Annotated in this window: 24 protein-coding genes, 1 tRNA gene and 1 pseudogene; 13 read left to right on the top strand and 13 right to left on the bottom strand. The window is 73.7% G+C overall.

Annotation, left to right across the window (positions count from 1 at the left end; translation table 11 throughout):
• Positions 1-2 precede the first annotated feature (2 nt).
• From IF651_RS16035 to IF651_RS16025, 3 genes and pseudogenes are all read right to left on the bottom strand, one after another.
• Positions 3-986, bottom strand: coding sequence for a hypothetical protein (locus IF651_RS16035; protein WP_191830131.1), 984 nt, complete (start codon positions 984-986; stop codon positions 3-5).
• Positions 983-1,216: pseudogene (locus tag IF651_RS16030) on the bottom strand (sigma-70 family RNA polymerase sigma factor); the annotation flags it as partial. The gene IF651_RS16035 and the pseudogene IF651_RS16030, both read right to left, overlap by 4 nt.
• Before the next feature lie 216 nt (positions 1,217-1,432).
• Complete coding sequence (locus IF651_RS16025; protein WP_191830130.1) at positions 1,433-2,572, bottom strand: LacI family DNA-binding transcriptional regulator; 1,140 nt, start codon at positions 2,570-2,572, stop codon at positions 1,433-1,435.
• A gap of 158 nt (positions 2,573-2,730) precedes the next feature.
• On the opposite strand from IF651_RS16025, the gene IF651_RS16020 reads away from it, so the two are divergent.
• The 3 genes from IF651_RS16020 to IF651_RS16010 all read left to right on the top strand — a co-directional run bounded on the left by IF651_RS16020 (position 2,731) and on the right by IF651_RS16010 (position 6,905).
• Positions 2,731-4,254: an MFS transporter gene (locus IF651_RS16020; protein WP_338404009.1), complete on the top strand. Its 1,524-nt coding sequence runs from the start codon at positions 2,731-2,733 to the stop codon at positions 4,252-4,254.
• Positions 4,251-5,645: an MFS transporter gene (locus IF651_RS16015; RefSeq protein WP_191830128.1), complete on the top strand. Its 1,395-nt coding sequence runs from the start codon at positions 4,251-4,253 to the stop codon at positions 5,643-5,645. Before IF651_RS16020 ends, IF651_RS16015 begins: the two co-directional genes overlap by 4 nt.
• A 75-nt stretch (positions 5,646-5,720) precedes the next feature.
• The gene (locus IF651_RS16010; protein ID WP_191830160.1) at positions 5,721-6,905 is read left to right on the top strand and encodes a UDP-N-acetylmuramate dehydrogenase; all 1,185 of its coding nucleotides are present in this window, start codon (positions 5,721-5,723) and stop codon (positions 6,903-6,905) included.
• 70 nt (positions 6,906-6,975) lie between these two features.
• On the opposite strand, the gene IF651_RS16005 is transcribed toward IF651_RS16010, so the two are convergent.
• The 8 genes from IF651_RS16005 to IF651_RS15970 form a co-directional block, all read right to left on the bottom strand.
• Positions 6,976-7,968 carry a L,D-transpeptidase family protein gene (locus tag IF651_RS16005; protein WP_241744527.1) on the bottom strand — a complete coding sequence of 331 codons (993 nt, stop codon included), beginning with the start codon at positions 7,966-7,968 and terminating at the stop codon, positions 6,976-6,978.
• Between the two features lie 126 nt (positions 7,969-8,094).
• A complete protein-coding gene (locus tag IF651_RS16000) occupies positions 8,095-8,511 on the bottom strand; it encodes a GntR family transcriptional regulator (protein ID WP_191830127.1) in 417 nt (138 codons plus the stop codon).
• Positions 8,501-9,490 (bottom strand): hypothetical protein, encoded by a 990-nt coding sequence (locus tag IF651_RS15995; protein ID WP_191830126.1) that lies wholly within the window; start codon positions 9,488-9,490, stop codon positions 8,501-8,503. The genes IF651_RS16000 and IF651_RS15995 overlap by 11 nt, the downstream gene beginning before the upstream one ends.
• Before the next feature lie 114 nt (positions 9,491-9,604).
• Complete coding sequence (locus IF651_RS15990; protein ID WP_191830125.1) at positions 9,605-10,633, bottom strand: adenosine deaminase; 1,029 nt, start codon at positions 10,631-10,633, stop codon at positions 9,605-9,607.
• 12 nt (positions 10,634-10,645) lie between these two features.
• On the bottom strand, positions 10,646-11,278 hold the full coding sequence (locus tag IF651_RS15985) for a response regulator (protein ID WP_338404008.1): 633 nt from the start codon (positions 11,276-11,278) through the stop codon (positions 10,646-10,648).
• A gap of 8 nt (positions 11,279-11,286) precedes the next feature.
• Positions 11,287-12,600 (bottom strand): histidine kinase, encoded by a 1,314-nt coding sequence (locus IF651_RS18320; protein ID WP_191830124.1) that lies wholly within the window; start codon positions 12,598-12,600, stop codon positions 11,287-11,289.
• A complete protein-coding gene (locus tag IF651_RS15975) occupies positions 12,587-13,474 on the bottom strand; it encodes an ABC transporter permease (RefSeq protein WP_191830123.1) in 888 nt (295 codons plus the stop codon). The genes IF651_RS18320 and IF651_RS15975 overlap by 14 nt, the downstream gene beginning before the upstream one ends.
• The gene (locus tag IF651_RS15970; RefSeq protein WP_191830122.1) at positions 13,471-14,436 is read right to left on the bottom strand and encodes an ABC transporter ATP-binding protein; all 966 of its coding nucleotides are present in this window, start codon (positions 14,434-14,436) and stop codon (positions 13,471-13,473) included. The genes IF651_RS15975 and IF651_RS15970 overlap by 4 nt, the downstream gene beginning before the upstream one ends.
• A 219-nt stretch (positions 14,437-14,655) precedes the next feature.
• Here IF651_RS15970 and IF651_RS15965 point away from each other — a divergent pair.
• The 5 genes from IF651_RS15965 (at position 14,656) to rplA (ending at position 17,390) form a co-directional block, all read left to right on the top strand.
• Positions 14,656-14,728: transfer RNA gene (locus IF651_RS15965), tRNA-Trp, on the top strand.
• A gap of 103 nt (positions 14,729-14,831) precedes the next feature.
• Complete coding sequence (gene secE, locus IF651_RS15960; protein WP_191830121.1) at positions 14,832-15,113, top strand: preprotein translocase subunit SecE; 282 nt, start codon at positions 14,832-14,834, stop codon at positions 15,111-15,113.
• Between the two features lie 117 nt (positions 15,114-15,230).
• A complete protein-coding gene (gene nusG, locus IF651_RS15955; protein ID WP_191830120.1) occupies positions 15,231-16,040 on the top strand; it encodes a transcription termination/antitermination protein NusG in 810 nt (269 codons plus the stop codon).
• A 107-nt stretch (positions 16,041-16,147) separates the two neighbouring features.
• Complete coding sequence (gene rplK, locus IF651_RS15950) at positions 16,148-16,579, top strand: 50S ribosomal protein L11 (protein ID WP_191830119.1); 432 nt, start codon at positions 16,148-16,150, stop codon at positions 16,577-16,579.
• Between the two features lie 94 nt (positions 16,580-16,673).
• Positions 16,674-17,390: a 50S ribosomal protein L1 gene (gene rplA, locus IF651_RS15945; protein WP_191830118.1), complete on the top strand. Its 717-nt coding sequence runs from the start codon at positions 16,674-16,676 to the stop codon at positions 17,388-17,390.
• Positions 17,391-17,506: 116 nt separating this feature from the next.
• On the opposite strand, the gene IF651_RS15940 is transcribed toward rplA, so the two are convergent.
• Both IF651_RS15940 and IF651_RS15935 read right to left on the bottom strand, forming a co-directional pair.
• The gene (locus IF651_RS15940; RefSeq protein WP_191830117.1) at positions 17,507-18,049 is read right to left on the bottom strand and encodes a hypothetical protein; all 543 of its coding nucleotides are present in this window, start codon (positions 18,047-18,049) and stop codon (positions 17,507-17,509) included.
• Complete coding sequence (locus IF651_RS15935; protein WP_191830116.1) at positions 18,046-18,453, bottom strand: DUF4383 domain-containing protein; 408 nt, start codon at positions 18,451-18,453, stop codon at positions 18,046-18,048. The genes IF651_RS15940 and IF651_RS15935 overlap by 4 nt, the downstream gene beginning before the upstream one ends.
• Positions 18,454-18,815: 362 nt before the next feature.
• Between IF651_RS15935 and IF651_RS15930 the strand changes: the two genes are divergently transcribed.
• From IF651_RS15930 to rplJ, 5 genes are all read left to right on the top strand, one after another.
• A complete protein-coding gene (locus tag IF651_RS15930; RefSeq protein ID WP_191830115.1) occupies positions 18,816-19,451 on the top strand; it encodes an RNA polymerase sigma factor in 636 nt (211 codons plus the stop codon).
• The gene (locus IF651_RS15925; protein WP_191830114.1) at positions 19,448-19,945 is read left to right on the top strand and encodes a hypothetical protein; all 498 of its coding nucleotides are present in this window, start codon (positions 19,448-19,450) and stop codon (positions 19,943-19,945) included. The genes IF651_RS15930 and IF651_RS15925 overlap by 4 nt, the downstream gene beginning before the upstream one ends.
• 143 nt (positions 19,946-20,088) lie before the next feature.
• Entirely contained in the window at positions 20,089-21,897 is a 1,809-nt protein-coding gene (locus tag IF651_RS18315) for a S8 family serine peptidase (protein ID WP_191830113.1), read from the top strand.
• Between the two features lie 42 nt (positions 21,898-21,939).
• Positions 21,940-24,507, top strand: a complete 2,568-nt coding sequence (locus IF651_RS15915) for a CHAT domain-containing protein (RefSeq protein WP_191830112.1) — start codon at positions 21,940-21,942, stop codon at positions 24,505-24,507.
• Positions 24,508-24,813: 306 nt separating this feature from the next.
• Positions 24,814-25,344 carry a 50S ribosomal protein L10 gene (gene rplJ, locus IF651_RS15910; RefSeq protein WP_191830111.1) on the top strand — a complete coding sequence of 177 codons (531 nt, stop codon included), beginning with the start codon at positions 24,814-24,816 and terminating at the stop codon, positions 25,342-25,344.
• Positions 25,345-25,366: the final 22 nt, after the last annotated feature.

Raw genomic sequence — 25,366 nt, 5'->3', positions numbered from 1 at the left:
TGTCAGCAGGTCTCCCAGGAGACGCAGCCGCTGTCCTCGAGGCGCGGCTCGGCGGGCGGAGCGTCCGCGGGTCCTTCGTCGAGGTAGGTCGTGCGGGACGAGGTCGTCAGGATGACGCCGTCGAGGCGTCCGTCGTCGCGCATCTCGTCGAGCAGCTCGTCGTCCTGCGTCCCGGTCGTCTCGAGGACGCGGTGTGCCGTCGGGTCGTACACGATGCGGCTCGTCCACCCCTGGATCGTCGTCTCGACGCCCTGCCCGCTCCGGTCCCGCGCATCGGTCACCTCACCCAGCGCGGACGTCGACGGGAGGTCGGTGAGGACGTCCCAGAGCGCGTCGCGCAGCGCCGGCGGCGCAGGGGTGCCCACCAGCAGCGTCCGCGCCATGTCGAAGACCTTGTCGTCGGGCGTGCCGGCACCTCGGTCCGGCTCGACGCTGTCGCGCAGGAGACGTTCGAGCTCGACCGGGTCGGTCGGCAGCGCGTAGAGCCCGTCCCACCCGACCAGCACCCGCTCGTCGTCGATCAGGAGCTCCGCCCACGAGGACGGCCCGATCGGCGTCACCTCGTCCTCACCCTCCTCCGTGAGCAGCCCGGGGTCGTCGTGCCCGAGCCAGTCGACGCGCACGGCCGTCGAGCCCGCGCCGGTGGTGTCCGTGCCCTGCGTCTCGAACCGCACCCGCCAGTACGGTGCGTCCGGCCACCCGCCGTCGATCGTCGGGGCGCCGTCGGAGGGGACGTAGGGGACGACGGTCGCGGGCACGACCTCGTCGGGAACCGTGAGGATCCAGGTGTGCGCCGCCCAGCCGGCGCCGGCGGCGAAGACGGCGACCGCGGCGGCGCCGGTGAGCGCGGCACGTCGCCGACGACGACGGCGTGCCGCCGGGACGACGTCGTGGGTGTCGACGTCGATGGTGGGGGCGAGGGCGTCGACGTGCTCGCGCAGCGAGCGGGCGAAGTCGGCGTCGGTGCGGTCGGTGGTGGGGTTCATGACGGGCTCCCGTCGGTGCGTGCGGTGGGCTCGGCAGCGGCGCCGAGCACGGAGCGGAGCTGGGCGAGGCCGCGGGACGCGGTGGACTTGACCGTCCCGACGGACACGCCGAGGTCGTCGGCGACCTCGCGCTCGGTCAGGCCCACGAGGTGGCGCAGCACGACGACGCGGCGTTGCCGCGCGGTGAGCGTCGCGAGCGCGCGCACGAGCTGGTCGCGGTCGGCGTGACGGTGTCCCGCATGAAGTCGGTGAACTCGCGCTCGGTCGTGCGCGCCGTCCGGACCACCCGCACCAGGTCGTCCGCCGGATCCGCCCGGGGTGCGCCCGGTGGTCCGCCGCCGTCGCCGTCGTCCTGGTCGCTCGCCCCGAGGGCGAGTGCGTGGGTGCTCAGGACAGTGACACGTCCGGGCACCGACGGAGGTTGAGTCCGGAGCGCGACCCGTCGCTCACGCCACCGGTGCGCCGGGGCGGACCGGGCCCGTCGTGGTCCCGACCACGAGCTCGACGTGCAGCGTCGTCGTCGCCGGTTCCTCCCCGGCGAGGAGGCCGACGACGGCCCGGCCGAGCGCGGCGCCCTTGTCCGCGAGCGGCTGCAGGACGCTCGTCAGGACGTCCGGTGCCAGCCAGGGCAGGTCGAGACCGTCGAAACCGGCGACCGACACGTCGTCGGGCACGCGCAGCCCCAGCTCGCGCACCCCGAGCAGCGCTCCTGCGGCGAGCAGGTCGGAGTGGGCGATGATCGCCGTCGGCCGCGTCGCGGCGTCCTGCGCCCGGAAGGCGCCGTCCGGGCCGGGTGTCCCGAGCAGCGCGAGGGCTGCGGAGCGCCCGTGCTCGACGAGGGACGCCTCGGTCTCCCAGCTCGCGACGGGCTCGACGACGTCGCGGACCCCGGCGAGCCGGTTGGCCGTGGGCGTGCGGTCCACCTGGGCGAGCCGCGCCGCGACGAGCGGTCCGCTGCGGTCGGAGTTGTCGAGCGGCAGGGAGACCTCCGCGACGCGCTCGTGGCCGAGCCCGACGAGGTGGCGGACGGCCTCGGCCGTCCCCTCGCGGTCGTCGATCCCGACGAGCGGAGCGCCCTCGACCTCGCGACCCTCGCCGATCACGACGGGCACCCCGCGGCGCTGCAGCGCGGCGAGGGTCGCGTCGTCGGACCCCACTCCCCACACGAGCACGGCGACGTCCATCGCGGCGCTCTCGACGAGGGGGTCGACGGCGCGGGCGGGGTCGTCGGACGGGATACCCGGGATGAGCAGGACGCCGAGCCCGTTCTCCCCGAGGGTCGAGACGAGGCCGTCGAGCACTTGGACGGCGACCGGGTCGCGGAACGCGCGGCGGAGCTGGTCGCCGACGACGACGCCGACGACGCCCGAGCGGCCCGACCGGAGCTGGCGCCCGAGCGGGTTCGGTCCGGTGTAGCCGAGCTCCTCGGCCGCGGTGAGGACGCGCTCGCGGGTCTCGGGTGTGATCGGCCCGGCGCCGGAGAACGCGAGGGACGCCGTGGAGACGGAGACGCCGGCGCGCTCGGCGACCTTGGCGAGGGTCGGGCGGTGCGTGCCGCCGGCCCTGGTGCCCGTGGTGTCGCTCATCACGCTCCTGCCTGGCCGCTGACCTGGAAAGTCGATTGACGCGCGGCCAGCGTACCCGCACACTGGTGACCATGCCTCGAATCGATTCGAAGCCCGCGCTCCTCGATCGGATCGAATCGATTCGAGGATCTGCGGCGCCGGACCCGTCCGACCCCCGGGTGCTCGCCCGTGCCCGCTGGGCGCTCCTCGGCATCTTCGCGCTCAACGGCGTCATGATGTCGAGCTGGCTCGCGCGGATCCCGTCCGTGCGCGACGCGCTCGACCTGACACCCGCCGAGCTCGGCGTCGTGCTGCTCGCGGGCGCCGTCGGCGCGCTCGCGACCGTCACCGTCGCCGGTCCGTTCGTCACCCGGTTCGGCGGTCGCGTCGCGTTCCTCATCGCCGCCGTGCTCTTCGCCGCGGCCTTCGTGCTCCTCGGGGTCGGTCCCGCCACCGGCTCCGTGACCCTCCTCGCGACCGGCATCCTCCTCAACGGCATGGCCTTCTCGCTGGGCAACGTCCCCATGAACGTCGAGAGCGCGGGGATCGAGCGCCGCACGGGTCGTACGGTCCTGCCCCAGTTCCACGCGGCCTTCTCGATCGGCGCCGTCGCGGGGTCCCTCCTCGGCGCCGCGTGCGCCGCGGGCGGGGTCCCCGTCCTGGTCCAGTTCGTCGTGACCGGCGCTCTCGCGACCGTCGTGCGCCTCGCCACGATCCCCCTGATCGTGCACGACACGCTGCCCATGTCCCCGGCCCGGCCCGAGCCCCGCGGTCGTGGCGCGAGCGGCGCCTCCTCGGCCCCGCGGGAGACCACGGGACCCGGCTCGGCCTCGCCCACGCTCAGGCACCGCTCCGTCGTGCTGCGCCGCGCGGTCGCGCACCGAGGTGCGCGGCTCGGCGCCGCGCTGGGCGCGTGGCGCGAGCCCCGGACGCTGCTCATCGGTCTGGTCATCCTCTCCGCGGCGCTGTCCGAGGGTTCCGCGAACGACTGGCTGTCGCTGGCCGTCGTCGACGGGTTCGCCCAGACGGAGGCGGTCGGCGCCGTGGTCTTCGGCACCTTCGTCGGCGCGATGACCGTGATGCGCCTGGCCGGGACACGCCTGATCGACCGGTTCGGGCGCGTCGCGGTGCTGCGGGCGTCGGGGATCACGTCCGTCGTCGGGCTCCTGCTCTTCGGGTTCGCCCCCACGCTCGCCCTCGCCGGCGTCGGCGTGGTCCTGTGGGGGTTCGGTGCGGCGCTCGCCGTCCCCATCGGCATCGCCGCCGCCTCGGACGAGCCCCTGCGGGCGGCGGGCCGGGTGTCCGTGGTCTCGGCGTTCTCGTCGATGGCGGCGTTGGCCGCACCCCCGCTGCTCGGGCTCGCGGCCGAGGCCGTGGGCGCGCGCCACGCGCTCGTCCTCATCGTCGGCGCGATGGTCCTCAGCGTCCTGCTCGCGGACCGGGTCGCACCGTTGCGGGCACCGTCCGGCGCCGTCGCGGGCGCCGTGATGCAGGATGGACCGGTGGACGACGGCGGCCCCGCGGCCGGCACCGAGGGCATTGACGGCACTGACGGCACGGACGGCGCCCCTGAGCCGGGGGCCGAGGCGGCGTTGCCCGACCGGCGCGCCCCGGTGCGCGTGACCCGTCGCCCGCACCGGGACCCGCAGCGCGCCGGGCGACGCACGAACCGCCCGCACCGTCGCCAGGAGACCTCGGCATGAGCTCGCCCGTCACCCCTCGTCCCGCGCGCGTCGCCACCGTCGCGGCCTGGGCCGTCTTCGCCGTGTTCTTCTGCAACGGCTTCAACTTCGCCACCTGGGCGTCGCGGCTGCCCGCCGTGCGCGACCAGCTCGGCTTCGCCGAGGCCGAGATGGGTCTGCTGCTGCTGTCCATCGCGGTCGGGTCGATCCTCGCCATGCCGCTGTCCGGCCTGGTCGTCGAACGCCTGGGCGCGTCGCGCACCATCGTCCTGTTCGCCCTGGTGAACACGGTCGGACTGGTCACCACGGTCTTCGCGGTCGACGCGGGTGCCGACTGGGTCGTGCGGGTCGCGCTGTTCGTCACGGGCATCGGCACCGGCGTCTGGGACGCCGCGATGAACCTCGAGGGTGCGGCGGTCGAGCAACGGCTGGGGCGCGCGATCATGCCGCGCTTCCACGCCGGCTTCTCGTTCGGCACGGTCGCCGGCGCGGGCGTCGGCGCGCTCGCCGCCGGGCTGGGGTTGCCGCTCCGGTGGCACGTGCTCGTCGCGGTCGTCGTGAGCCTGGTCGGCGTCCTGTGGAGCGTCCGGCACTTCCTGCCCGAGCGGGACGTGCACCGGGCCGCCGTCACGGCCGGAGCGCGCACGGCCGAGCACGCCTCGGACGGTGCGGACCCCGCGACCGCGGTCGGGACGGGTGGCGCAGGCGGGGCCGGCCGCCGCCGTGGCGGCGAGGCCGGCCGCCGTGCCGCAGGTTCCGCGCTGTCCGCGTGGACCGAGCCGCGCACGCTGCTCATCGGGCTGATCGTCCTGGGCGCGGCGCTGACCGAGGGTGCGGCCAACGACTGGGTGAGCCTCGCCGTCGTCGACGGGTTCGGCACCGACAACGCGCTCGGTGCCGTCGGGCTCGCCGTCTTCCTCACGGCCATGACCGTCATGCGGCTCCTCGGCACCGGGCTGCTCGACCGCTACGGCCGGGTCCCCGTGCTGCGGCTGTCCGCCGGGCTCGCGCTCGCGGGCCTGCTCGTGTTCGGTCTCGCGCCGACGCTGTGGCTCGCGCTCGTCGGGGTCGCCCTGTGGGGGACGGGTGCGGCGCTCGGCTTCCCGGTCGGGATGAGCGCGGCGTCCGACGACCCGCAGCGCGCGGCGATGCGCGTGAGCGTCGTCGCGACGATCGGGTACTCCGCGTTCTTCGTCGGTCCGCCCCTCATCGGGTTCCTCGCGCACGCGGTCGGCTACCGGTACGCCCTGCTGGTCATCCTCGTGCCGGTCGTCGTGGGTCTTCTCGTGGTCGGTGCGGCCCGTCCGCTGCCCACGGCCGCGGGCGGTCCCGCGCAGGAGGGCGACGGCGCGGCAGGGGGCGACGCCGCACGGGGCGACGCCGCGTCGTCGGGCGGCAGGGACTCGAACTAGGCTGGACGCGTGACCTGCGAACCCACGGATCCCCGCCCCGGCGACCCGACGAGCGCGCTCGCGACCGCCCCGGGCCTGCGCCCGGCGTCCGTCGGCGAGCCGGCGCTCGCCGAGCTCACGACGCTCCGCGTCGGAGGTCCCGCCGACCGGTACGTCGAGGTCACGAGCGATGCCGAGCTCGTCGAGACGGTGCGAGCCGCGGACGACGCGGGGGAGGCGCTGCTCGTGCTGGGCGGCGGCTCCAACCTGCTCGTGGGCGACGACGGCTTCGCCGGCGTCGTGGTGCGCGACCGCCGCACGGGGGTCACGGTCGACGCCCAGGACTCGTGCGGCGGGGCGAGCTTCCACGCGCCCGCCGGGCAGGACTGGGACTCCCTCGTCGCGCGGGCCGTGACCGAGGAGTGGGTCGGGGTGGAGGCCCTGTCCGGCATCCCGGGCACGGTGGGCGCCGCGCCCGTGCAGAACATCGGTGCCTACGGGCAGGAGGTCGCGGGCGTGGTCTCGTCGGTGCGCGTGTGGGACCGCGCGCAGTCGCGCGTACGTACCCTCGCCGTGGGCGAGCTCGGTTTCGGCTACCGCACGTCGCTGCTCAAGCAGAGCATGCACCGCGTGGCCGCGGACCCGAGCACCCCGTGGTATCCGAGCCCGCGGTACGTCGTGCTCGACGTCGCGTTCCAGTCCCGGCTCGGGTCGCTGTCGGCGCCGGTCGCCTACCCGGAGCTGGCGCGCGCCCTCGGCGTGCAGGTGGGGGACCGGGCGCCGAGCGCGGACGTGCGTGCCGCGGTGCTCGAGCTGCGCGGGCGCAAGGGCATGCTGCTCGACGGCGGGGCCGAACCCGGCACGGGCTCCGGCACCCCGGCGCCCGACCACGACCGCTGGAGCGCGGGGTCGTTCTTCACCAACCCGGTCGTCCCGGCCGAGGCGGCCGACACGCTCCCTGCCGACGCGCCGCGGTTCCCGGTGCGGTCCGCGACGCCGAGCAGGACCACCGGGCCGAGCCTCGGGGAGATCGACCCGTCCCTCGTCAAGACGTCGGCCGCCTGGCTCATCGAGCACGCGGGCTTCGCCAAGGGGTACGGCGTGCACGGCGCGGCCAGTCCCGCGACGCTGTCCACCCGGCACACGCTCGCGCTCACCAACCGTGGGGGAGCGAGCGCGGGCGACGTCGTCGAGCTGGCCCGCGCCGTGCGCGACGGCGTGCGCGAGTCGTTCGGTGTCGAGCTCGTGCCCGAGCCCGTGCTCGTCGGGGTCTCCCTCTGAGCCCGTCGGAGTCTTCCTCCGACGCGAGGCCGACCTGCCCCTGGCCGCGGCACGAGCACGCGCTCGGGGATCAGTAGACGAGGACGGTCGTCCCGGGCGGAGCGCCCCACGAGTCCCAGATCCAGTTCATCGCGCCGTTCGCGACGCGCACGCACCCGTGCGAGGCGCCCCACGGCGGGATGGACGGCGACCCGTGGACCGCGATACCGCCGGTGAAGAACTTGGGTCGCCACATGCTGCCCAGCTCGAGACTGGACTCGTAGTCCGCGTCCACCTGGCGACCCACCTGGAACGTCCCGCGCGGCGTGTTGGCGTGGTACTGCCGGCCCTTGGCCTCGAACGCCTCACCGCTGCCGCCGGATGCGTTGATCACCGTGACGACCTTCCCGTCCTCGACCGCGAGGAGGAGCTGACGGCCAAGGTCGATCTCGATCACCTTGCCCGACGAGCTCTGGGCCCCCGGCCGCACCCCGTCGTCGAGCGCCGCCTGCGTGGCCGGGCCGACGACGCCGTCCCGCGAGATCCCCGCCGCCTTCTGCAGCGCCCACACCGCCTGCTGCGTCCCGGGGCCGAACGACCCGTCCGGCGAACCGATGAAGTATCCGAGCTCGTGCAGGCGTGCCTGCAGCGCCGTGACGCGCTCGCCGCTCGCTCCGCGCACCAGCGCCGCCGGCTTCTCGGGCTCCGCGGGCTTCTCGGCCGGGGTCTCGGTCGCCTCGGGCTCGGGCTCGGGCTCCTCGGTCGGGGTCTCGGTCGCCGTGTCCGTGAGGTCCTCGGCCGGTTCCTCGCTCGGTTCGTCGCTCGGTTCCTCGGACGGTTCCTCGGTCGGTGCCGTCGTCGAGGGCTCCGGTGCCGGGGCCTCGGTGCTGGTCGGGGACGCGTCGGCGCTCGCCGGCTCCGTCGTCGTGGCCGTCGGTGCGCGACCCGGCTCCATGTCGGGCAGTCCTGCCTGGCAGCCCGCGAGCGCGAGCAGGGCGACGAGCACCGGTACGACGACGCGACGCGTGCCGCGTCGTGCGTCATGGCCCGGCATGCCGCGTCGCGAGGTGTCGTGCTCAACCATGTCGGCCCCTGTCGCTCAGCACTCTCGGTGCGGGAGAACCATGATGCGCCCCGCTCGGGTCGCCCGTGCACGCCCGTGGCGCGGTCGCCCCGGATCGTGACCGTGCTGTAACTCGTCGCCGCTCCCTCAGGAGACGTCCGGCGCGACCGGATCGTCGGGGGCGGCCGCCGGGTCGTGGTGGAGCAGCGCTCCGCGCACGAGGTCGAGGACGGCGTCGTCCGAGAGCCCCACAGCACGTGCCGTGCGCACGAGCTCGTTCGCCGCGTGGCGCGCGACGACGTCGGCCGCGGTCGCGCCGTCGGACACGACGGTCCCGGCCCGGCGTCGTGTCGTGACCGCTCCGGCCGCCTCGAGCTCGCGGTACGCCCGGGCGACGGTGCCGGGTGCGAGCCCGAGGTCGCTCGCGAGCGCGCGGATGGTCGGCAGCCGGTCGCCCACGGCGAGCCGCCCGGATGCGACGTGCGCCACGACCTGGGCGCGGATCTGCTCGTACGGCGGCACGCCGGAGGCGAGGTCGATCTCGACGCGCAGGTCAGCGGGCACGGGTGATGTCCCCGTCCGCCCCGGTGCCGCCCGCCGACGCGGGCTCCGCGCGTGCGACGCCGCGGCGAGTGCCCGCCGGGGTCCCGGGGAGCAGTGCGACGACCACCACGGTGAGAGCCAGCGCGATGCCGAGGCCGAGGGCGACGGCGCCCAGCACGCCGACGGGGCCGGCGCTCGCGCCGTTCAGCCCGGCGTTCGTGGCGGTGCTCGTCGCCGCCTTGCCGGCGACGACCAGCATCCCCGCGGTCGTGAGGCCGATCGTGAGCTGCGCACCCCGCAGCAGACGATGGGCCGAGAGCCGGCGCAGCCCCAGGTCCCACTGCGTGTCGACGCCCGCGACGGCAGGGCGGGAGACGACGAGGCGCAGGCACGCCTCGGCACCGGCGAGCACGAGCAGGCACGCGCCGAGGAGCGGCAGCCCGTAGAACCAGCCCGGGTAGGGGCTGCTCGCGCCGGACACGAGACCGTCGACGTAGCCGACCGACCTGCCGTCCGGCTCGGCGGTCAGGCCGCAGGCCAGCGTGGTCAGGGTCGCGAGGAGGGCCGTCACCCAGGTCCACCGGCGCAGGCGGTGCGGGGCGACGTCCCGCACGCTGCGCGGCACGAGGCTCGCGCTGCGGCGCTCGCCGGAGGGGGACGGCCACGTGACCTCGGTCAGCGCGAGCACCGCGAGGAACGAGAGACCCGCGGTCGCGGGGGCGACGCCGTACGCGACGCCGCCGGCGAGGCCGGACAGGGTGCTCGAGGCGGTATGGCTCGCGACGGGCAGCGCGACGAGGGCGACGAGGACGGCGACGAGGACTGCGACGAGCGCCCCGGTGCCGGCGTGGCGTCGCGCGCCGACCGCGGCCGCCGGATCGGTGACCACGGCCGGCCCGTCCGACGACGGCCGGTCGCGCAGGACCCGGCCCACCACCCACGCGACGACGACGGCGGGCACGGCGACCAGCAGCGCAAGGAAGACAATATGTATTGACACATTGATACTTTGACGCGATCAGGCCGACGTGTCAAGACCCGCCGGGACAGCGCCGCCCCGACCGCGCAGCGGTGCTCGGCCGTCGAGAGGTGCTCCCGGGGCAGGTCGTCGTTCTCACCGAGCGGGCGGGTCCGCCATCCAGGCGGTGACGTCCGACAGGAGCCGTGACTTCGTGCCCGACGACGCGCGGCTCGCCCGGATCGAGGCGCGCGCCAGGTCCGCCAGGTCGTCGTCCGTGAAGCCGTGCTCGTGGCGGGCCGTCTCGTACTGAGCGACGAGCCGCGACCCGAACAGCAGCGGGTCGTCCGCCCCGAGCGCGACCCGGGCGCCGGCGTCGACGAGCGTGCCGAGCGGGACCTGGCCGGCGTCGTCGTACACCCCGAGGGAGACGTTGGACGCGGGGCACACCTCGAGGGCGACCCCGCGCTCCACCACGTCCTCGAGGAGGCGCCGGTCCTCCGCGGTGCGCACCCCGTGACCGAGACGGTCCGGCTCCAGCGCCGTCACGACCTCGTGCACGTGCGCGGGCCCGAGGAGCTCGCCGCCGTGCGGCACGGACGCCAGCCCGGCGCGCCGCGCGATCGCGAAGGCGTGCGCGAACTCCGACGTGTCGCCGCGGCGTTCGTCGTTGCTCAGCCCGAACCCGACGACCTCGCCGGCGCCCTCGCCCGCGTACTGCGCCGCGAGCCGGGCGAGCGACCGGGCGTCGAGCGGGTGGCGGGTCCGCGACGCCGCGACGACCACGGCGACCTCGGTGCCCGTCGCGGCGCTCGCGGACCGGGCCTCGTCGAGCACGATCTCGACCGCGGGCGTGATGCCCCCGACGAACGGTGCGTACGACGTCGGGTCCACCTGGATCTCGAGGCGCCCCGACCCCTCCGCGGCGTCGTCCTGCGCCGCCTCCAGCACGATGCGCCGCATGTCCGCCTCGGACCGCACGCACGCGCGCGCCGCGTCGTACAGACGCTGGAAGCGGAACCAGCCACGCTCGGTGGCCGGCAGGCGCAGCGGGTCGCCGTCCAGGAGCGCCGTCGGCAGGCGCACGCCGTACTGCTGCGCGAGGTCGCGCAGGGTCTCGACCCGCATGGACCCCGTGAAGTGCAGGTGCAGGTGGGCCTTGGGAAGCGTCGCCAGGTCTCGCACACCGGGAGTCTGTCACGGACCGGTGAGGTAGCCCCGCTGCATCGCGACCGTCACCGCCGCGGTCCGGTCGTCGACGTCGAGCTTGGCGAACGAGCGCAGCAGGTGCGTCTTGACCGTCGCCTCGGTGATGAACAGCTCCCGCCCGATCGCGGCGTTCGACCGGCCACGGGAGACGAGGCGCAGCACCTCGACCTCGCGGTCCGTCAGCCGTCCGCCGCGCACCGACGTCACGAGCCGGGTCGCGACGCTCGGCGCGAGGACCGTCTGCCCGCGCGCCGCGGCCCGCACGCCCGCGACGAGCTCGTCGCGCGGCGTGTCCTTGAGCAGGTAGCCCGTCGCACCGGCCTCCACCGCGCGCAGGATGTCGGTGTCGGTCTCGTACGTCGTGAGCACGACGACGCGCGGCACGTCCCGGCCGCCCGCACCGCCGGGCCCGCCGACGATCGCGGACGTCGCGCCGACGCCGTCGAGCACGGGCATGCGCAGGTCCATCAGCACGACGTCGGGGCGCAGCTCCGCCGCGAGCGCGACGGCCTGCTCGCCGTCGCCCGCCTCGCCGACCACGTCCAGGTCGGGCTCGGCCGCGAGCATGCCGATGATTCCCGACCGCACCACGGGATGGTCGTCCACGACGAGCACGCGCACCGCCGCGGTCAGGACCCTGCCCCCGTCCGGCGCAGAGCAGGCAGCCCGGGCAGCGCACGCGTCCGGGCGGTCGGCGACCGGTCGACGGGGACCGCCGCGGGCAGGCGGACCTCGACGCGCGTGCCGCCGCTCGGTCCGTCGCCCACGACGACCGTCCCGCCCTCGGCCGCGACCCGCTCGCGCATCCCCCGCAGCCCGTAGCCCTCGGTGCGGCCGACGGGCAGGCCACGCCCGTCGTCGACCACCTCGAGGACCGTGGCGCCGACGTCCTGGGTGAGCACGACACGTGCCGTGCGAGCCGCCGCGTGCCGGCGGACGTTCGCCAGCGCCTCCTGCGCCGAGCGCAGCAGCACGACCTGCTCCGCGCTGGACAGGCCGCAGACGTCGGCGAGGGAGGTCGTCACCTCGACACCCGACTCGGTGCCGAACCGCTGCGCGAGCCGAGCGACCGCCTCGACCAGCGTCCCGCCCGCCGCCAGCGGCACGGGACCTGTCGCGGCGACGAGCGCGCGCGCCTCCGCGAGGTTCTCGCGTGCCGTCGCCTCGACGATCGCGAGCCGGTCGCGCGCCGCGTCGGTCGCGCCCCGGTCGAGGTCGGCGCCCGCGGCCTGGGCGAGCATGACGACGCTCGTGAAGCCCTGGGCGAGCGTGTCGTGGATCTCACGCGCGACGCGCTCACGCTCGGCGGCGACGCCGGCGCGGTGGTGCGAGCGCGCGAGCTCGGCCTGGGTCGCGCGCAGCTCGTCGACGAGCCGCGCGTGCCGCTCCGCCTGCCGCATCGTGTGCGCGGTCCACAGCCCGAGGCCGAGGGAGAAGGCGAGCGCGACCCCCATCTGGGGCGCGGTGCTCACGAGCGCGTCGGGGTCCACCCGTCCTGCGGTCGCGTCCCACGCGAGCGCGACGGCGGTGCCGCCCGCGAGGACGACGCACAGCACGACCTGCGCCCACAGGTGCTCCGACATCATCCAGATCTGGGTGAACGTCGCGAACAGCAGCAGGGTCCCGAGCGTGTCCTGCGCGGCGACCACGACCGTCCCCGCGACGGCCACGAGCAGGTACAGGTGCGCGGCGACCTGGTCGCGCGTGCGGGCGGCCCGCCGCCCCCAGACGGTGTAGGCGAGCAGGATCGCGCCGATCGCCGCGAGCGCCACGACCAGGGCGGCACGGGAGAGCTCCGTCGTGAACAGCGCGACGGCGCTGAGGGTGACGATGACGTAGAACGCCAGGTCCCACCAGCGCACGTCGCGCGTCCACGTGCCGTCGAGCTGTGCGGTGGCGCTGGGCTCGGCGTCGTCGACGTCCGCGCGGTCAGCCGTCGTCACGGCGCCGCCACCGGAACGTGCGCGCGCCCACCACGAGACCCACCACCAGCCATGCCACCAGTACAGCAGCCGTCGCGCCGTGCTGCCACGACCCCGACGGCTCGAGCGCCGCCGCCTGCTCCGGCAGGAAGACCGACCGCATGCCCTGCGCCATCCACCTGAGGGGGAACACCGACGCCACGGACTGCATCCACGACGGCAGCGCGAAGAACGCGAAGAACACGCCGGAGATGAACTGCAGGACGAGGACGACCGGCGTGACGACCGCCGTCGCGGACCTCCCCGACCGGGGGATCGACGAGAACGCGACGCCGCACACCGCGCCCGCGGCACAGCCCAGGACGAACACCCAGGCGAACGTCGCGACCCGCCCCGCGCCGTCGGGCATGGTCCACGGCATGGGGACGTCGAACGCGATCGCGGCCAGTGCCAGGAGCAGGGCGGTCTGCACGAGCGCCGTCGCGAGGACCAGCCCGACCTTGCCGTAGAAGTAGGCCGTCGCGGGCAGCGGCGTCGAGCGCAGCCGCTTGAGCGTGCCGTCGTCGCGCTCGACCGCGATCGAGATGGCGAGCGACTGGAAGCTCGTGAGCATGACGCCCGTCGCGACCATCCCCGGCAGGAAGTACTGTGCGAACGGGACGCCGTAGCCGTCCGTGCCCTGGTCCTGGCCGTCGAACACCGACGCGAAGATCGCCAGCATGATGACGGGGTACGTGAAGATGAAGATCACCGCGTCGCGCTCGCGGAAGAACGCGCGCAGCTCCGCGGCCGAACGGGCGAGCCCGAGGCGGAGGGGCCCTGGCAGCGCGGGTGACGACCGGGCGACGCGGCCGGATCCGCCCGTCGGTGCGGCGGACGTGGTGGGTGCGGTCACGGTCGTGCCTCCTCGGCGAGGGTCCCGGGTGCGATCGACGGCGTCGCCGCGCCGCCGTCGATGAGGTCGAGATACACGTCCTCGAGGCTCGGGCGGGTCACCTCGAGCCCGGGCACCTCGCCGTCCGTGCCCGCACCACTGGCCACGAGCGACGTGACGAGCGCGGTGGGGGAGTCGGTGCGCTCGCAGCGCCACGTGCCGCCGTCCAACCAGCGCACGACGGGTCGCCGCGCGGCGACCCCGCCGAGGCGGTCGGGCGCGTCCAGCGCGACGACCCGACCGTCGCGCACGACGGCCACCCGGTCGGCCAGGTGCGCGGCCTCGTCGAGGTAGTGCGTGGTCAGGACGATGGTCGTGCCGCCGTCGCGCAGCGACAGCACGAGCTCCCAGAAGGAGCGGCGAGCCTGCGGGTCGAACCCCGTCGTGGGCTCGTCGAGGAACAGCAGCTCGGGGCGTCCGACGATGCCGAGCGCGACGTCGAGGCGACGCCGCTGCCCGCCGGAGAGCTGTCGCGTCCGCGTGCCCGCCTTGGCGCGCAGCCCGACGGCGTCCACGACCTCGTCCGGGTCGCGAGGTGCGGGGTAGAAGCCGGCGAAGTGACGGACCAGCTCGGCGACCGTCAGCTCGGACTGGTCGCGCGAGTCCTGGAGCACGACGCCGAGGCGCGCGCGCCAGGCGCGGCCCGCGCTCTGGGGGTCCTCCCCGAGCACGCGCACCTCGCCCGCGTCCCGGCGGCGGAAGCCCTCCAGGATCTCGACGGTGGTCGTCTTGCCGGCGCCGTTGGGGCCGAGGACGGCGAAGATCTCGCCGCGCTCGACGCGCAGGTCCAGGCCGTCCACGGCCTGCTTCGTGCCGTACGCCTTGCGCAGCCCGCACACCTCGACGGCCGCGGCTCGGCGTTCCGTGGTGAGCCGGGTCGGCGGGGCAGGGGCGGCGGCGGGTCCGCCGCGTGTCGTCGTCATGCCATCAGCGTGCCGAGCGCGGGCTCCACGCCGCGACGACCGGTCGGCGGGACCCGTCGTCCACCGATCGGTGGACGGCGGAGCCCCCGTGGTCCGGGCGGCGGTTCGACCCGGGCCGTCGCGTCGCGTACAGTTGACCCTCGGTGGTTGACGTCCACCAGGCTGAAGTGCGCCCCGGGAGGGGTGTCGCGCGAGGTGTGGACAGGGCGTCGGCAACGAAGGGTAGTGGCGCAATTGGTAGCGCAGCGGTCTCCAAAACCGCAGGTTGCAGGTTCGAGCCCTGTCTACCCTGCAGGACGCATCCCCCGGGGTGCGCGTAGTCCGGGAACGGGTTACAGAGAAGGGTTCCAACAGGTCCAGGGCACGTCCCGTACGCGAACGATGGGGAAGATCGAGTGAGCGAGTCACCGTCAGAGGCCGTAGGCGCGGACGACGCACACGGCGACAAGGCGCAGAAGGGCCGGTCCGTCGAGGGCAAGAAGCCCAACTTCTTCGCGCGCATCGCGTTGTTCGTGCGTCAGGTCGTGGCCGAGCTGCGCAAGGTCGTGACCCCCACCCGGTCCGAGCTCATCACCTACACCACGGTGGTCCTCGTGTTCGTGGCGGTCGTCATGGCGTTCGTGTTCGTGCTCGACCTGGGGATCGGCAAGGCCACCTTCTGGATCTTCGGGAGCTAGCTCCCCGGCCGGGCGGTCGCCCGGCGGCGTCGCGAGCGCGATCGGCCTCCGCGGGCGCCACGGACCGCCCTACGTCCACCAGTCATTCGAGCAGGTCAGCAGAAAGCAGGTTCGTTCGTGTCCCAGGAGCCGCTGGACCAGACGGAGAACGTCGACCCGACGCAGCCGGAGGGCGGCGAGGACCAGGTCGACGAGGCCTCCGGCGTGCCCGCTGCCGAGGATGCCGACGTGACCGAGGACGTCGAGGTGGCGGAGGACGCCGCCGAGGCGACGGACGAGGACGACGCACGCGCGGTCGACGAGGACGGCGACGTCATCGAGGACCCGGTCGCGGAGTTCAAGCGCACGCTGCGCTCGCAGTTCGGCGACTGGTACGTGATCCACTCCTACGCGGGCTACGAGAACCGTGTGAAGGCGAACCTGGAGAACCGCATCCAGAGCCTGAACATGGAGGACTACATCTTCCAGATCGAGGTCCCCATGGAGGAGGTGGCCGAGATCAAGAACGCGCAGAAGAAGATCGTTCGACGCGTGCGGATCCCCGGCTACGTCCTCGTGCGGATGGAGCTCACCGACGAGTCGTGGGGCGCCGTGCGCCACACCCCGGGAGTCACGGGTTTCGTCGGGCACACGCACCAGCCCGTGCCGCTGACGCTCGACGAGGTCTTCTCGATGCTCGCGCCGATGCTGGCCCCCGCCGCCGCCGAGCCGGGCAAGCCCGCAGCGGGTGGCGCCTCGGGCCGGGCTCCGGTCGAGGTCGACTTCACGGTCGGCGAGTCCGTCACCGTCACCGACGGGCCGTTCGACACGCTGCCCGCCACGATCTCCGAGATCAACGCCGAGAACCAGAAGCTCAAGGTCCTCGTCTCCATCTTCGGCCGGGAGACCCCGGTCGAGCTGTCGTTCAACCAGGTCGCCAAGATCTGACTCGCCCCTGAGGCGGTGAGCGGCACCCGCCGCTCGCGAGCACGCAGCACTGCAACCGGGTCATCGCCCAAGGCGTCGGCCCACGACACGAAAGACAGGGAACCAGCATGCCTCCCAAGAAGAAGGTCTCCGGCCTCATCAAGCTCCAGATCCAGGCGGGTGCCGCGAACCCGGCGCCCCCGATCGGCCCCGCGCTCGGACAGCACGGCGTCAACATCATGGAGTTCTGCAAGGCCTACAACGCGGCGACCGAGTCGCAGCGCGGCAACGTCGTCCCGGTGGAGATCACGGTCTACGAGGACCGTTCCTTCACCTTCATCACCAAGACGCCGCCGGCCGCCGAGCTGATCAAGAAGGCCGCGGGCGTCCCCAAGGGCTCGTCGACGCCGCACACGGTCAAGGTCGCGAAGCTGACCTCGGCCCAGGTGCGCGAGATCGCCCAGACCAAGCTCGAGGACCTCAACGCGAACGACCTCGACGCCGCGTCGAAGATCATCGCCGGCACCGCCCGCTCCATGGGCATTACCGTCCAGGACTGAGCGGCACCACCAGATTCGTCCGTCCACGATCCGTGGACGGCAGTGGCAGGGTCCGCGCGGACCCGCTGACCACGACTGCAGAAGGAGAAGCAGCATGGCAACGCGCAGCAAGGCGTACCGCAACGCCGAGGAGAAGATCGACCGTGAGCGTCTCTACGCTCCGCTCGAGGCCGTCCGTCTCGCCAAGGAGACGTCGTCGGTCAAGTACGACGCGACCGTCGAGGTCGTGTTCCGCCTGAGCGTCGACCCGCGCAAGGCGGACCAGATGGTCCGCGGCACGGTCAACCTCCCGCACGGCACGGGCAAGACCGCCCGCGTCATCGTCTTCGCGAACGCGGCGAAGGCGGAGGAGGCACGTGCGGCCGGTGCCGACGAGGTCGGTGGCGACGAGCTGATCGAGAAGGTCGCCGCGGGCTACACGGACTTCGACGCCGCGGTCGCGACGCCGGACCTCATGGGCAAGGTCGGTCGTCTCGGTAAGGTGCTGGGCCCGCGTGGTCTCATGCCGAACCCGAAGACCGGCACCGTGACGATGGACGTGACCAAGGCCGTGTCCGACATCAAGGGCGGCAAGATCGAGTTCCGTGTCGACAAGCACGCGAACCTGCACTTCATCATCGGCAAGGTCTCGTTCGAAGAGAAGCAGCTGGTGGAGAACTACGCGTCGGCGCTCGACGAGGTCCTGCGCCTCAAGCCGTCGTCCTCGAAGGGCCGCTACATCAGCAAGGCCACGATGACGACGACGATGGGCCCCGGCATCCCGCTGGACCAGTCCAAGACGACGAAGCTTCTCGAGGACGACGCGGCCTGACACCGCAGACCCTGCACACGCCGACGGCGCGGCTCCCCCGGGGGAGCCGCGCCGTCGGCGTCTCCCGACCTTGCTCTCGCCGGCAGGCCGGGGACGGGGAGCGGTTGTCGGTCGTGCTACGGCTGGTGTCGGACGTGCAGCCCCGGCAGGTCGGGGAGGTGGTGGTCGCCGTGGGGGACCGCGTGCTCCGCGGCCTCCGTGCCGCTCAGCCCGAACGTCGTGACCGTCGCGACCACGACCGCGGCGACGAAGAGGGCTCCGACGGTCGTCGTGGCGCGCCGCGCCGGCAGCGGGCGCGACCCGAGCTCCGGCCGCGTGAGCACCCCGATCGTCCCGGCGCCCGCGATCTGCAGAGCCGCGACGGCGGTGACGGCGGACCCGAGGGTCTGGCCGCCGAGCACGGTGAGCGCCGCCTGGGTGATGCTCCCGACCACGAGCAGGCCGACGGCGACGCGTCCGAGGGCCTGCGCGCCGAGGCGGCGGGGCCGGCGGTCGGCGAGCGTCAGCAGCGCGCACGGGATCTCGATGGTCCCGAGCCCCAGGGCGACGAGCCCTCCCGTGGCCGGGAGCGTCCCCCGGGAGAGCCCGAGGTTGACGATCCCGGCACCGAGGAGCGCGAAGCCGACGAGCACCCGCAGCAGCGGCGCACGCCCGGTCACGCCGTCGCGGCGTGGCTGCCCGGCCGCGTGTCGGCGGCGAGACCCACGCCGAGCAGCAGGATCGCGCTCGCGAGGTGCAGCACGTTGTCGGCGCCGTTGAGCGCGATGATGTTCGCCGCGGTCCCCACGAGGAAGAGCCCGACCACGCCGACGAGCAGGTACACCGTGCCGATCGTGATGTTCACGGCCCGCGCGCCGCCGGTCGAGCGCGACGCGAGGAGCAACGCCGCGCCCACGCCGAGGTGGACGATGTTGTGCAGCGGGTTCACCTCGAAGATCAGCAGCTCGTCGCCCTCGGTGGCGGCGAACCCGACACCGGAGGTGACGAGGAACCCGGCGAGGCCCACGAGCAGGTAGACCGCGCCGAAGACGGCGGCGAGGAGTCGGTTCGGGGACGAGCTCATGGCGGTACCTGCTTCCGTGGACGGCGCGCGGGTCGTTCCCGCGCCTCGGGCAGGGTTCGTAGTGCACCGAGAGATCGGATGGGTCCCGGGTCCGTCGGCGAAATGTGCTGAACTGTCTCGCTCAGGACGTATCAGGCGACCTCGTGCGGCCTCTCGTCCAGGTGGAGAGTCCCGTGCGGGGCTCGGTGGGCCCCGGCCCGCGCATCACCACCGAGGAGAACGATGGACCGATGCAGTGCGCAGCAGAAGGGTGGTGACCGATGATCATGGTTGTCGACCCGATCGGTGCCGCCATAGGATCACCTGATCCGAGCGACCCGCTGCTGAGACCCAACCCGACGAGCGTCCCGAGGACCGAGTCGATGAGCAGACCGACAGACGAACAGGTGCCGACCGGCGAGTCCGAGGAGAGCCTCGGCGACCGAGGGGCGTTCGCGCTCCTCGAGTACCGGGAGGGCCGGACGCACGCGTTCGAGGCGTTCGTGCGCGAGGCCACGCCGCTCCTGTGGCACACCGTGCGCGCGCAGGGCGTGGATCGTGAGCAGGCCGACGACCTCGTCCAGACGGTGTGGGTCGCGCTCGTGCGCAACGCGACGACGATCAAGGAGCCGCACGCGGTCCTCAAGTGGTTGCTGATCACGGCCAAGCGCGCCTCCTGGGAGGCGGTCCGCCGGCACCGTGACGAGGCGCGACGCCGCACCGAGCTCCCCGACGACACCGACGAGGGGATCCCGGAGCTGCCCTCGTCGGCCCCCTCCCCGGAGGCGGAGGTGCTGGGCAACGAGCGCGACCGGGGCCTGTGGCAGGCGATGGCGCGGCTGCCGGAGCGGTGCCAGAAGCTGCTGCGGCTCGTGTCGCTCGCCGACCGCCCGGACTACAAGGCCATCTCGGCCGCCACCGGCATGCCGGTGGGCAGCATCGGCTCGACGCGCGGCCGCTGCCTGGCCAAGCTGCGCGACATCATCGACGACCAGGGGGAATCGTGGGAAACACCATGAACGCAGAGTTCACGCACAGCCCCGACGAGCCGCTGGACGAGGTCGACGTCGCCCTGCTCGCCGATCTGGCACGCATCGCGGACGAGATCGACCCCGTCCCCGCAGGTCTTGTCGACCGGTCGTTGTTCGCCATCACGCTCGCCGGGCTCGAGGCCGAGGTCATGGAGCTCGAGTACGTCCAGGCCCCCGCGATGTCCGTCCGGGGCGACGCCCCACCCGTCGAGGCACGCACGATCACGTTCACGTCGGAGTCCGTGACCGTGATGATCTCGCTGTCCCCGGCGGACGGCGGCCTCGTCCGCATCGACGGCTGGGCCGCGCCAGCGACGGCGCTGCGCGTCGAGCTGCACCGGCCCGGCTCGGTGTCGGAGGCCTCGAGCGACGACGACGGCCGCTTCGCGTTCGACGCCGTGGAGCGCGGTCCTGCGAGCCTCGTCGTCCGACGCGCCGATGGTTCCGGCGGCGCCGTGAGCACGCCGGTCATCGAGCTCTAGCGCCGACAGGCCTGCTGCGGACCGACTCGGGTCCGCAGCACGCTGCGGCGTCTCCGAGAGCCGCCGCCCGCACATGCCCCGACCCTGCTTCCTGCCCGCACTGGAGCGGCGCAGCGAGATTCCCCGACCACTAGGAGGAGCCCGTGAGCGAGACCCCTGAGATCCCCCCGTCGCGGACGGTCCGTGATGCCGTCGGCGGTCGTCGACCCGTCCGACACCTGGATCCCGAGCGTGTGCGGCGCAGCCCTGGCGCCTCTCGGGTGGAACCCACGGCCTACGTGGCGGACCGCATCATCGTGCGGGGTGCGCCTCCCCGCGCCCTGCGGGACCTCGCGTCCTCGGACGCGGAGGCCTTGCGAGCGGGCGGCCCGACAGCTGAGGTCGCGCTCCCGAGGTGGTCGGGGGACGAGCAGCCGACGACGTGGCTCGACGGCGTCCGTCGGATCGCCGCGGACATGGGATATCAGGTCGTCTACGACGGTCGGCTGGGAGACCTCGCACTGGACGAGGACGACGACGCCGAGTCTCCGTTCGGGTATGCCCTGCGTTTCGTGCCCGTCCGCTCCGACGACGTCGAGGCAGACACGTGGGAGGTGCTCGAGCGGGTGACGTCCGAGCTGCGCGACCTCGCTCCGGACGACGGGCTCGAGGCGCCCGCGGCCGGTCTCGACCACGTCCTGCGCGCCCAACGGCGCACGTCTCCGCTGCCGTTCATCCCTGTCGCCCGGCCTCGGACGTCGCCGCTACCGGTGGGTGCGGTCGACGAGTACGGCCATCCGGGGTCCGGCGGCCTGACGCCCGTCCGCATGATCGCACCGGCACCCGTGCGCAGGCTCGCCGACGGTTCGTCGCCCTGGGAGGCGAAGGACGGCACCCGCCGGCCGGTCGTCGCGCTCGTGGACACCGGCGTCGGCACCCATCCCTGGTTCGGTGACTACACACCCGGGGAGCGGTCGGACACGCGGCACTCGATCGTCGTGCGCGACGCGGAGCTGGACGGGAGCCCGATCGGGACCTTCCCCGTGCCGCGCATCGACTCGGAGGACGCGGAGTACGGCGGGATGAGCAAGGACCCGCTCACGGGACCGCTCGACCCGGTCGCCGGCCACGGGACGTTCCAAGCGGGCATCGTGCACCAGCTGTGCCCGGACGCGGTGCTGCTGTCCGTGCGAGCCTTCGGCGGGTCGGGGGACGTCCCGGAATGGGAGGTGCTGCACACGCTGTGGCGTCTCCTGCGCTTCCACCGCCGTGGGCTGCGTGGCGAGAAGGGCTGCCATCCGGTCGACGTCGTCGTGCTCGCGATGGGCTATTACCACGAGCAGCCGGAGGACTACGGGTACGACGGTCCGCTGCGGCGGGTGCTGCGTGCTCTGCGCCGTGCGGGGATCATCGTGGTCGTCGCAGCGGGGAACGACGGGACGACGCGCCCGATGTTCCCCGCCGCCTGGACGCCGCACGTGGACAGGACGCCGGCGGGTGCGGTCCCGCGCGAGCGTGCCGACCTGAAGGCCGAGTACACGCCGATCCTCGCGGTCGGGGCGACGAACCCGGACTCGACCGTCGCGGTCTTCAGCAACGACGGGCCGTGGGTGACGGCGGTGAAGCCCGGAGCCGCCGTCGTCAGCACGATGCCCACCACCATCGACGGCCCGTTGACGCCGTCGGTCCGGCTGCCCGAGCGGCTCGGACCAGGGGTGCGGGCGTCGGTGGATCCCGACGACTTCGGCGGCGGGTTCGCGACGTGGAGCGGCACGTCGTTCTCCGCCCCGTACCTCGCGGGAGAGATTGCCGCGCGACTCCTCGAAGGGCGGACGACCGCACAAGGCGGCGGGAGACGCCGTGACGCAGCCGACGCGTCCGGCGACGACGCGGCCTCGCAGCGCACAGGTCTGGCGTGGGATGCTGTGCGTCGTGTGCCGCGACTGTTCGCCGACGGGGCCGCGACCGTCTGATCCCGTGTCGGGGGCGGTCGTGTGAACGGTGACGCACGCGCGATGTTCACCGACCGCCTCCGTGCCGCGCAGGAGCTGAACGCGCTGGCCAGGGTGCGTCCCGCGCACACCGCCTTTCGCGCGCTCGTCCGCGACGTCGAACGGTGGGAGCGGTCGGCGGGGGCGACGGACTGGTCGTGCGAGCTGCGCGTGCGCGCACTGGTGGGCGCGGCGGCGTGCGTCTACGCGCTTCGGGGAAGTGTCGGAGCCGGCAACCAGGTGCTCGACCGTGCGGAGGCCATCGCCCTGGAGGTCGGAGATCCTCGGTTGCGGTCGTCGGTGCACGGGCAGCGAGGGCTGCTGCTCCTGCGTTCAGGGGATGGCCAGGCGGCCTTGCGCGAGCTGACGGCGGCACTGGACGAGGCCGACGAGACCAACCAGCGTGACATGACCCTGCTGCGGCTCAACCGCGGCTCGGCGTACGTGGACGGCGGGCAGATCGACGCGGCGCTGCGCGACTTCGAGGCGGCGCTCCATCACGCCCGGGTCCTGGGCAACGACTACTACGCCTCTTTCGCGCTGCACAACATCGGCTACGCGCACTACGCGCAGGGCGACATGCCGGCGGCGCTCCGTTTCATGGACGAGTCGGTCGCGCTGCTTCCCGACGGCGCCGACGGGATGGCTCTGGTCGGGCGCGCGCGGGTGCTGTTCGAGGTCGGCCTGCTGAACGAGGCGGAGCGTGCACTGGAAGAGGCCGAGTCACTCCTGGATGACGAAGGACTCGGCTTGGAACGGGCGGAGTCGCTGCTCGACCGGGCCCGATGTCTGGTCGGGCTGCGCCGGTTCGACGAGGCACGCGAGGTCGCGGTGCAGGCGAGACGGTTGTACCAGCGGTCAGGCAACCCGACGTGGTGCCTCTACGCCCGCGTCGTCGAGCTCGAGGCCATGCTCGGAGCGGACCGCTCCGAGACGGACACCGTCTCCGAGGCGCGACGTCGCGCCCGGAGACGGAGCGGCCTCGCGCTCAAGGTCGCTCTGGCGGGCGACGAGCGGGGCGTGATCGCGAGGTTCGGCGTCAGTGTGCCCGCGAGGCTGTATGCCGCCGAGTGGTCTCTGCTCGGAGGCGAGACCGATGCCGCGCGCGAGATCCTCGGCGCAGTCCGGCGGCTGCCTGCATGGGCACCTTTCCCGGTCCGGGTCCAGCACCACGCCGTGCGAGCCCAGCTCGCCTTCGCGGACGGGGACCGGCGCGACGGTGTCCGCTCCGTGCGTCGCGGACAACAGGCGATCGCGGAGCACCGTGCCCGGCTCGGGTCCGTGGACGCAGTGACTGCCACGGCCGTCCATGCCGTTCGACTGGGAAACGTCGACGTCTCCGCTGCACTGTGGACGCGGCGCCCTGCCGCCGTCTTCGACGCGGTCGAGCGCGGACGCGCAGCGTTCGCGGGGTCGGGACGCATCCGGCCACCGTCGGACCCCGCGCACGCCGGGCTGCTCACCCGGGCGCGCCGGGAGGTCGAGGCCGCGCGCGACATCGGGTCGGCGGCCGACGGCGAGCTCCAGCTCGAGCGGCAGCAGCACCTGCGAGAGGCACGCCGTCTGCAGGAAGAGGCCCGGCGCCGGTCGTGGCTGGACTCCGGAGAGGTTGCGGTACCGGTAGCGACGACGGAGCGGGCGCTGCGTGCCGCGCTCGCGGACACCGGCTCGTCGACGGTCGTCGCAGACCTGCTGGTCGACGGGGGAGCGGTCACCGCGGTGCGCGTCGGCGGGCGGGGATCGCGACTGCGGCGCCTGGCGTCGCTCGAGCAGGTGTCTGAGCACGTGCGCCGGGCGCGAGCGGACTTCGCGGTCCTGTCCAACGCACTCATACCCGTCCCCATGCGCGAGGCCGCACTCGGGTCCTTGCAGCGCACGCTCGCCTGGTTGGACGACACCTTGATCGCGCCTCTCGAGGCCGAGGGAGACCTGCATCTTGCGGCGCGCAACGTCCTGCTCGGTGTCCCGTGGGCCGCGCTCCCGTCGCGACGCGGGCTGCGCACGTGGGCGAACTCCTGGATAGATCTCCGGCAGGGGCAGCCTCAGCGCCGTACCGACCATGCACTGGTCGTCGGTGGCCCGGGGCTGCGGTTCTCGAGCGCGGAGGCGCGTCTCGTGGCGGGTGCCTGGCAGTCGGCGGCCCTTCTGACCGGCGCGAGCGCGACGTGCGCAGCGGTCGTCGACGGTCTCGACGGCGCCGGCGTGGTCCACCTGGCCGCGCACGGGGCGCACGAGACCGACAACCCGCTCTTCTCGTCGATCCGGCTCACGGACGGTCCGCTCTTCGCCCACGAGCTGGACGGCATCGACCTGAACGGCGTCGTCGTCGTGCTCTCGGCCTGCGAGGTGGGCCTGTCGACCCCGCGCATCGGAGGGGAGTCCCTCGGCCTGACGAGCGTCCTGCTCCGGCTCGGGGCGCGCGCGGTGATCGCGAGCGTCGCCCCGCTGCGCGACGATGTCGCCGCGCGCGTCATGCCTGCACTGCATGCGGAGCTGCGCGGCGGCGCGATGCCTGGGGTGGCGTTGGCGCGGGCAGTCATCGACGAGCCCGAACCCGTTCCTCTCGTGTGCTTCGGACCGCTCGTGCTGTGACCTTCTCGGCCCCTCCGCCGGCGCGGCGCACCCGGTCCGCTCGTCCTGCTCTCCTGCCGCGGTTTGGACCACGCGCCGTCGTCCCGTACGATGCTCGGGTACCCAAGACCGCCGGTCGTCCGACGCTGCCCGCAGACTCCTCTGCAGGACGTGAAGGCCGAAGTCCCACCACGAGGTGGAGGCCAGCGCAGGTAGCGAATCGACGACGTGAGTCCGGCCCCGTGCCGGCCGCGACACCGAGCCCCGCGCCTGCGCGGGGCTCTTCCTCGTTCCGGGGCCGGTGGTACCACCACCGGAAGGATTGCCATGGCGAGGCCGGACAAGGCAGCCGCAGTCACCGAGATCTCGGACAAGTTCCGCGACTCGAACGCTGCCGTGCTGACCGAGTACCGCGGGCTCACCGTCGCGCAGCTCAAGCAGCTGCGTCGGTCGCTCAGCGGCAACGCAACCTACGCCGTGGTGAAGAACACGCTGACCGCCATCGCGGCCAAGGAGGCCGGTGTCGAGGGACTCGACGCCGACCTGCAGGGCCCGTCGGCCATTGCCTTCGTCACCGGGGACCCGGTCGAGGCAGCCAAGGGTCTGCGTGACTTCGCCAAGGCGAACCCCGCACTGGTCATCAAGGGCGGTGTCCTCGACGGACGCCCCCTGACCGCTGCGGAGGTCACGAAGCTCGCGGACCTCGAGTCCCGCGAGGTCCTGCTGGCCAAGGCGGCCGGCGCGATGAAGGCCAAGCTCTACCAGGCCGCGTACGTCTTCACCGCGAACACCGCCCAGGCCGCCCGCGTCATCGATGCCCTGCGCCAGAAGCAGGAATCGGAGGGCGCTGCCGCCTGATCCCGTGCTCCGGCACGCGATC

The organism is Cellulosimicrobium arenosum, assembly GCF_014837295.1.
Classification (GTDB): domain Bacteria; phylum Actinomycetota; class Actinomycetes; order Actinomycetales; family Cellulomonadaceae; genus Cellulosimicrobium; species Cellulosimicrobium arenosum.
The sequence above is the reverse complement of the archived record's forward strand: the minus strand, read 5'-3'. Positions and strand labels throughout refer to the sequence as shown.

Bases quoted from the DNA above. Each gene is read 5' to 3' on its own strand.
- IF651_RS16005 (WP_241744527.1), bottom strand. From the start codon at position 7,968: ATGGTTGAGCACGACACCTCGCGACGCGGCATGCCGGGCCATGACGCA.
- rplJ (WP_191830111.1), top strand. From the start codon at position 24,814: ATGGCGAGGCCGGACAAGGCAGCCGCAGTCACCGAGATCTCGGACAAG.
- IF651_RS16035 (WP_191830131.1), bottom strand. From the start codon at position 986: ATGAACCCCACCACCGACCGCACCGACGCCGACTTCGCCCGCTCGCTG.
- IF651_RS15915 (WP_191830112.1), top strand. From the start codon at position 21,940: ATGTTCACCGACCGCCTCCGTGCCGCGCAGGAGCTGAACGCGCTGGCC.
- IF651_RS16025 (WP_191830130.1), bottom strand. From the start codon at position 2,572: ATGAGCGACACCACGGGCACCAGGGCCGGCGGCACGCACCGCCCGACC.
- IF651_RS15930 (WP_191830115.1), top strand. From the start codon at position 18,816: ATGAGCAGACCGACAGACGAACAGGTGCCGACCGGCGAGTCCGAGGAG.
- rplA (WP_191830118.1), top strand. From the start codon at position 16,674: ATGGCAACGCGCAGCAAGGCGTACCGCAACGCCGAGGAGAAGATCGAC.
- IF651_RS15925 (WP_191830114.1), top strand. From the start codon at position 19,448: ATGAACGCAGAGTTCACGCACAGCCCCGACGAGCCGCTGGACGAGGTC.
- rplK (WP_191830119.1), top strand. From the start codon at position 16,148: ATGCCTCCCAAGAAGAAGGTCTCCGGCCTCATCAAGCTCCAGATCCAG.
- IF651_RS15935 (WP_191830116.1), bottom strand. From the start codon at position 18,453: ATGAGCTCGTCCCCGAACCGACTCCTCGCCGCCGTCTTCGGCGCGGTC.
- IF651_RS16015 (WP_191830128.1), top strand. From the start codon at position 4,251: ATGAGCTCGCCCGTCACCCCTCGTCCCGCGCGCGTCGCCACCGTCGCG.
- IF651_RS15970 (WP_191830122.1), bottom strand. From the start codon at position 14,436: ATGACGACGACACGCGGCGGACCCGCCGCCGCCCCTGCCCCGCCGACC.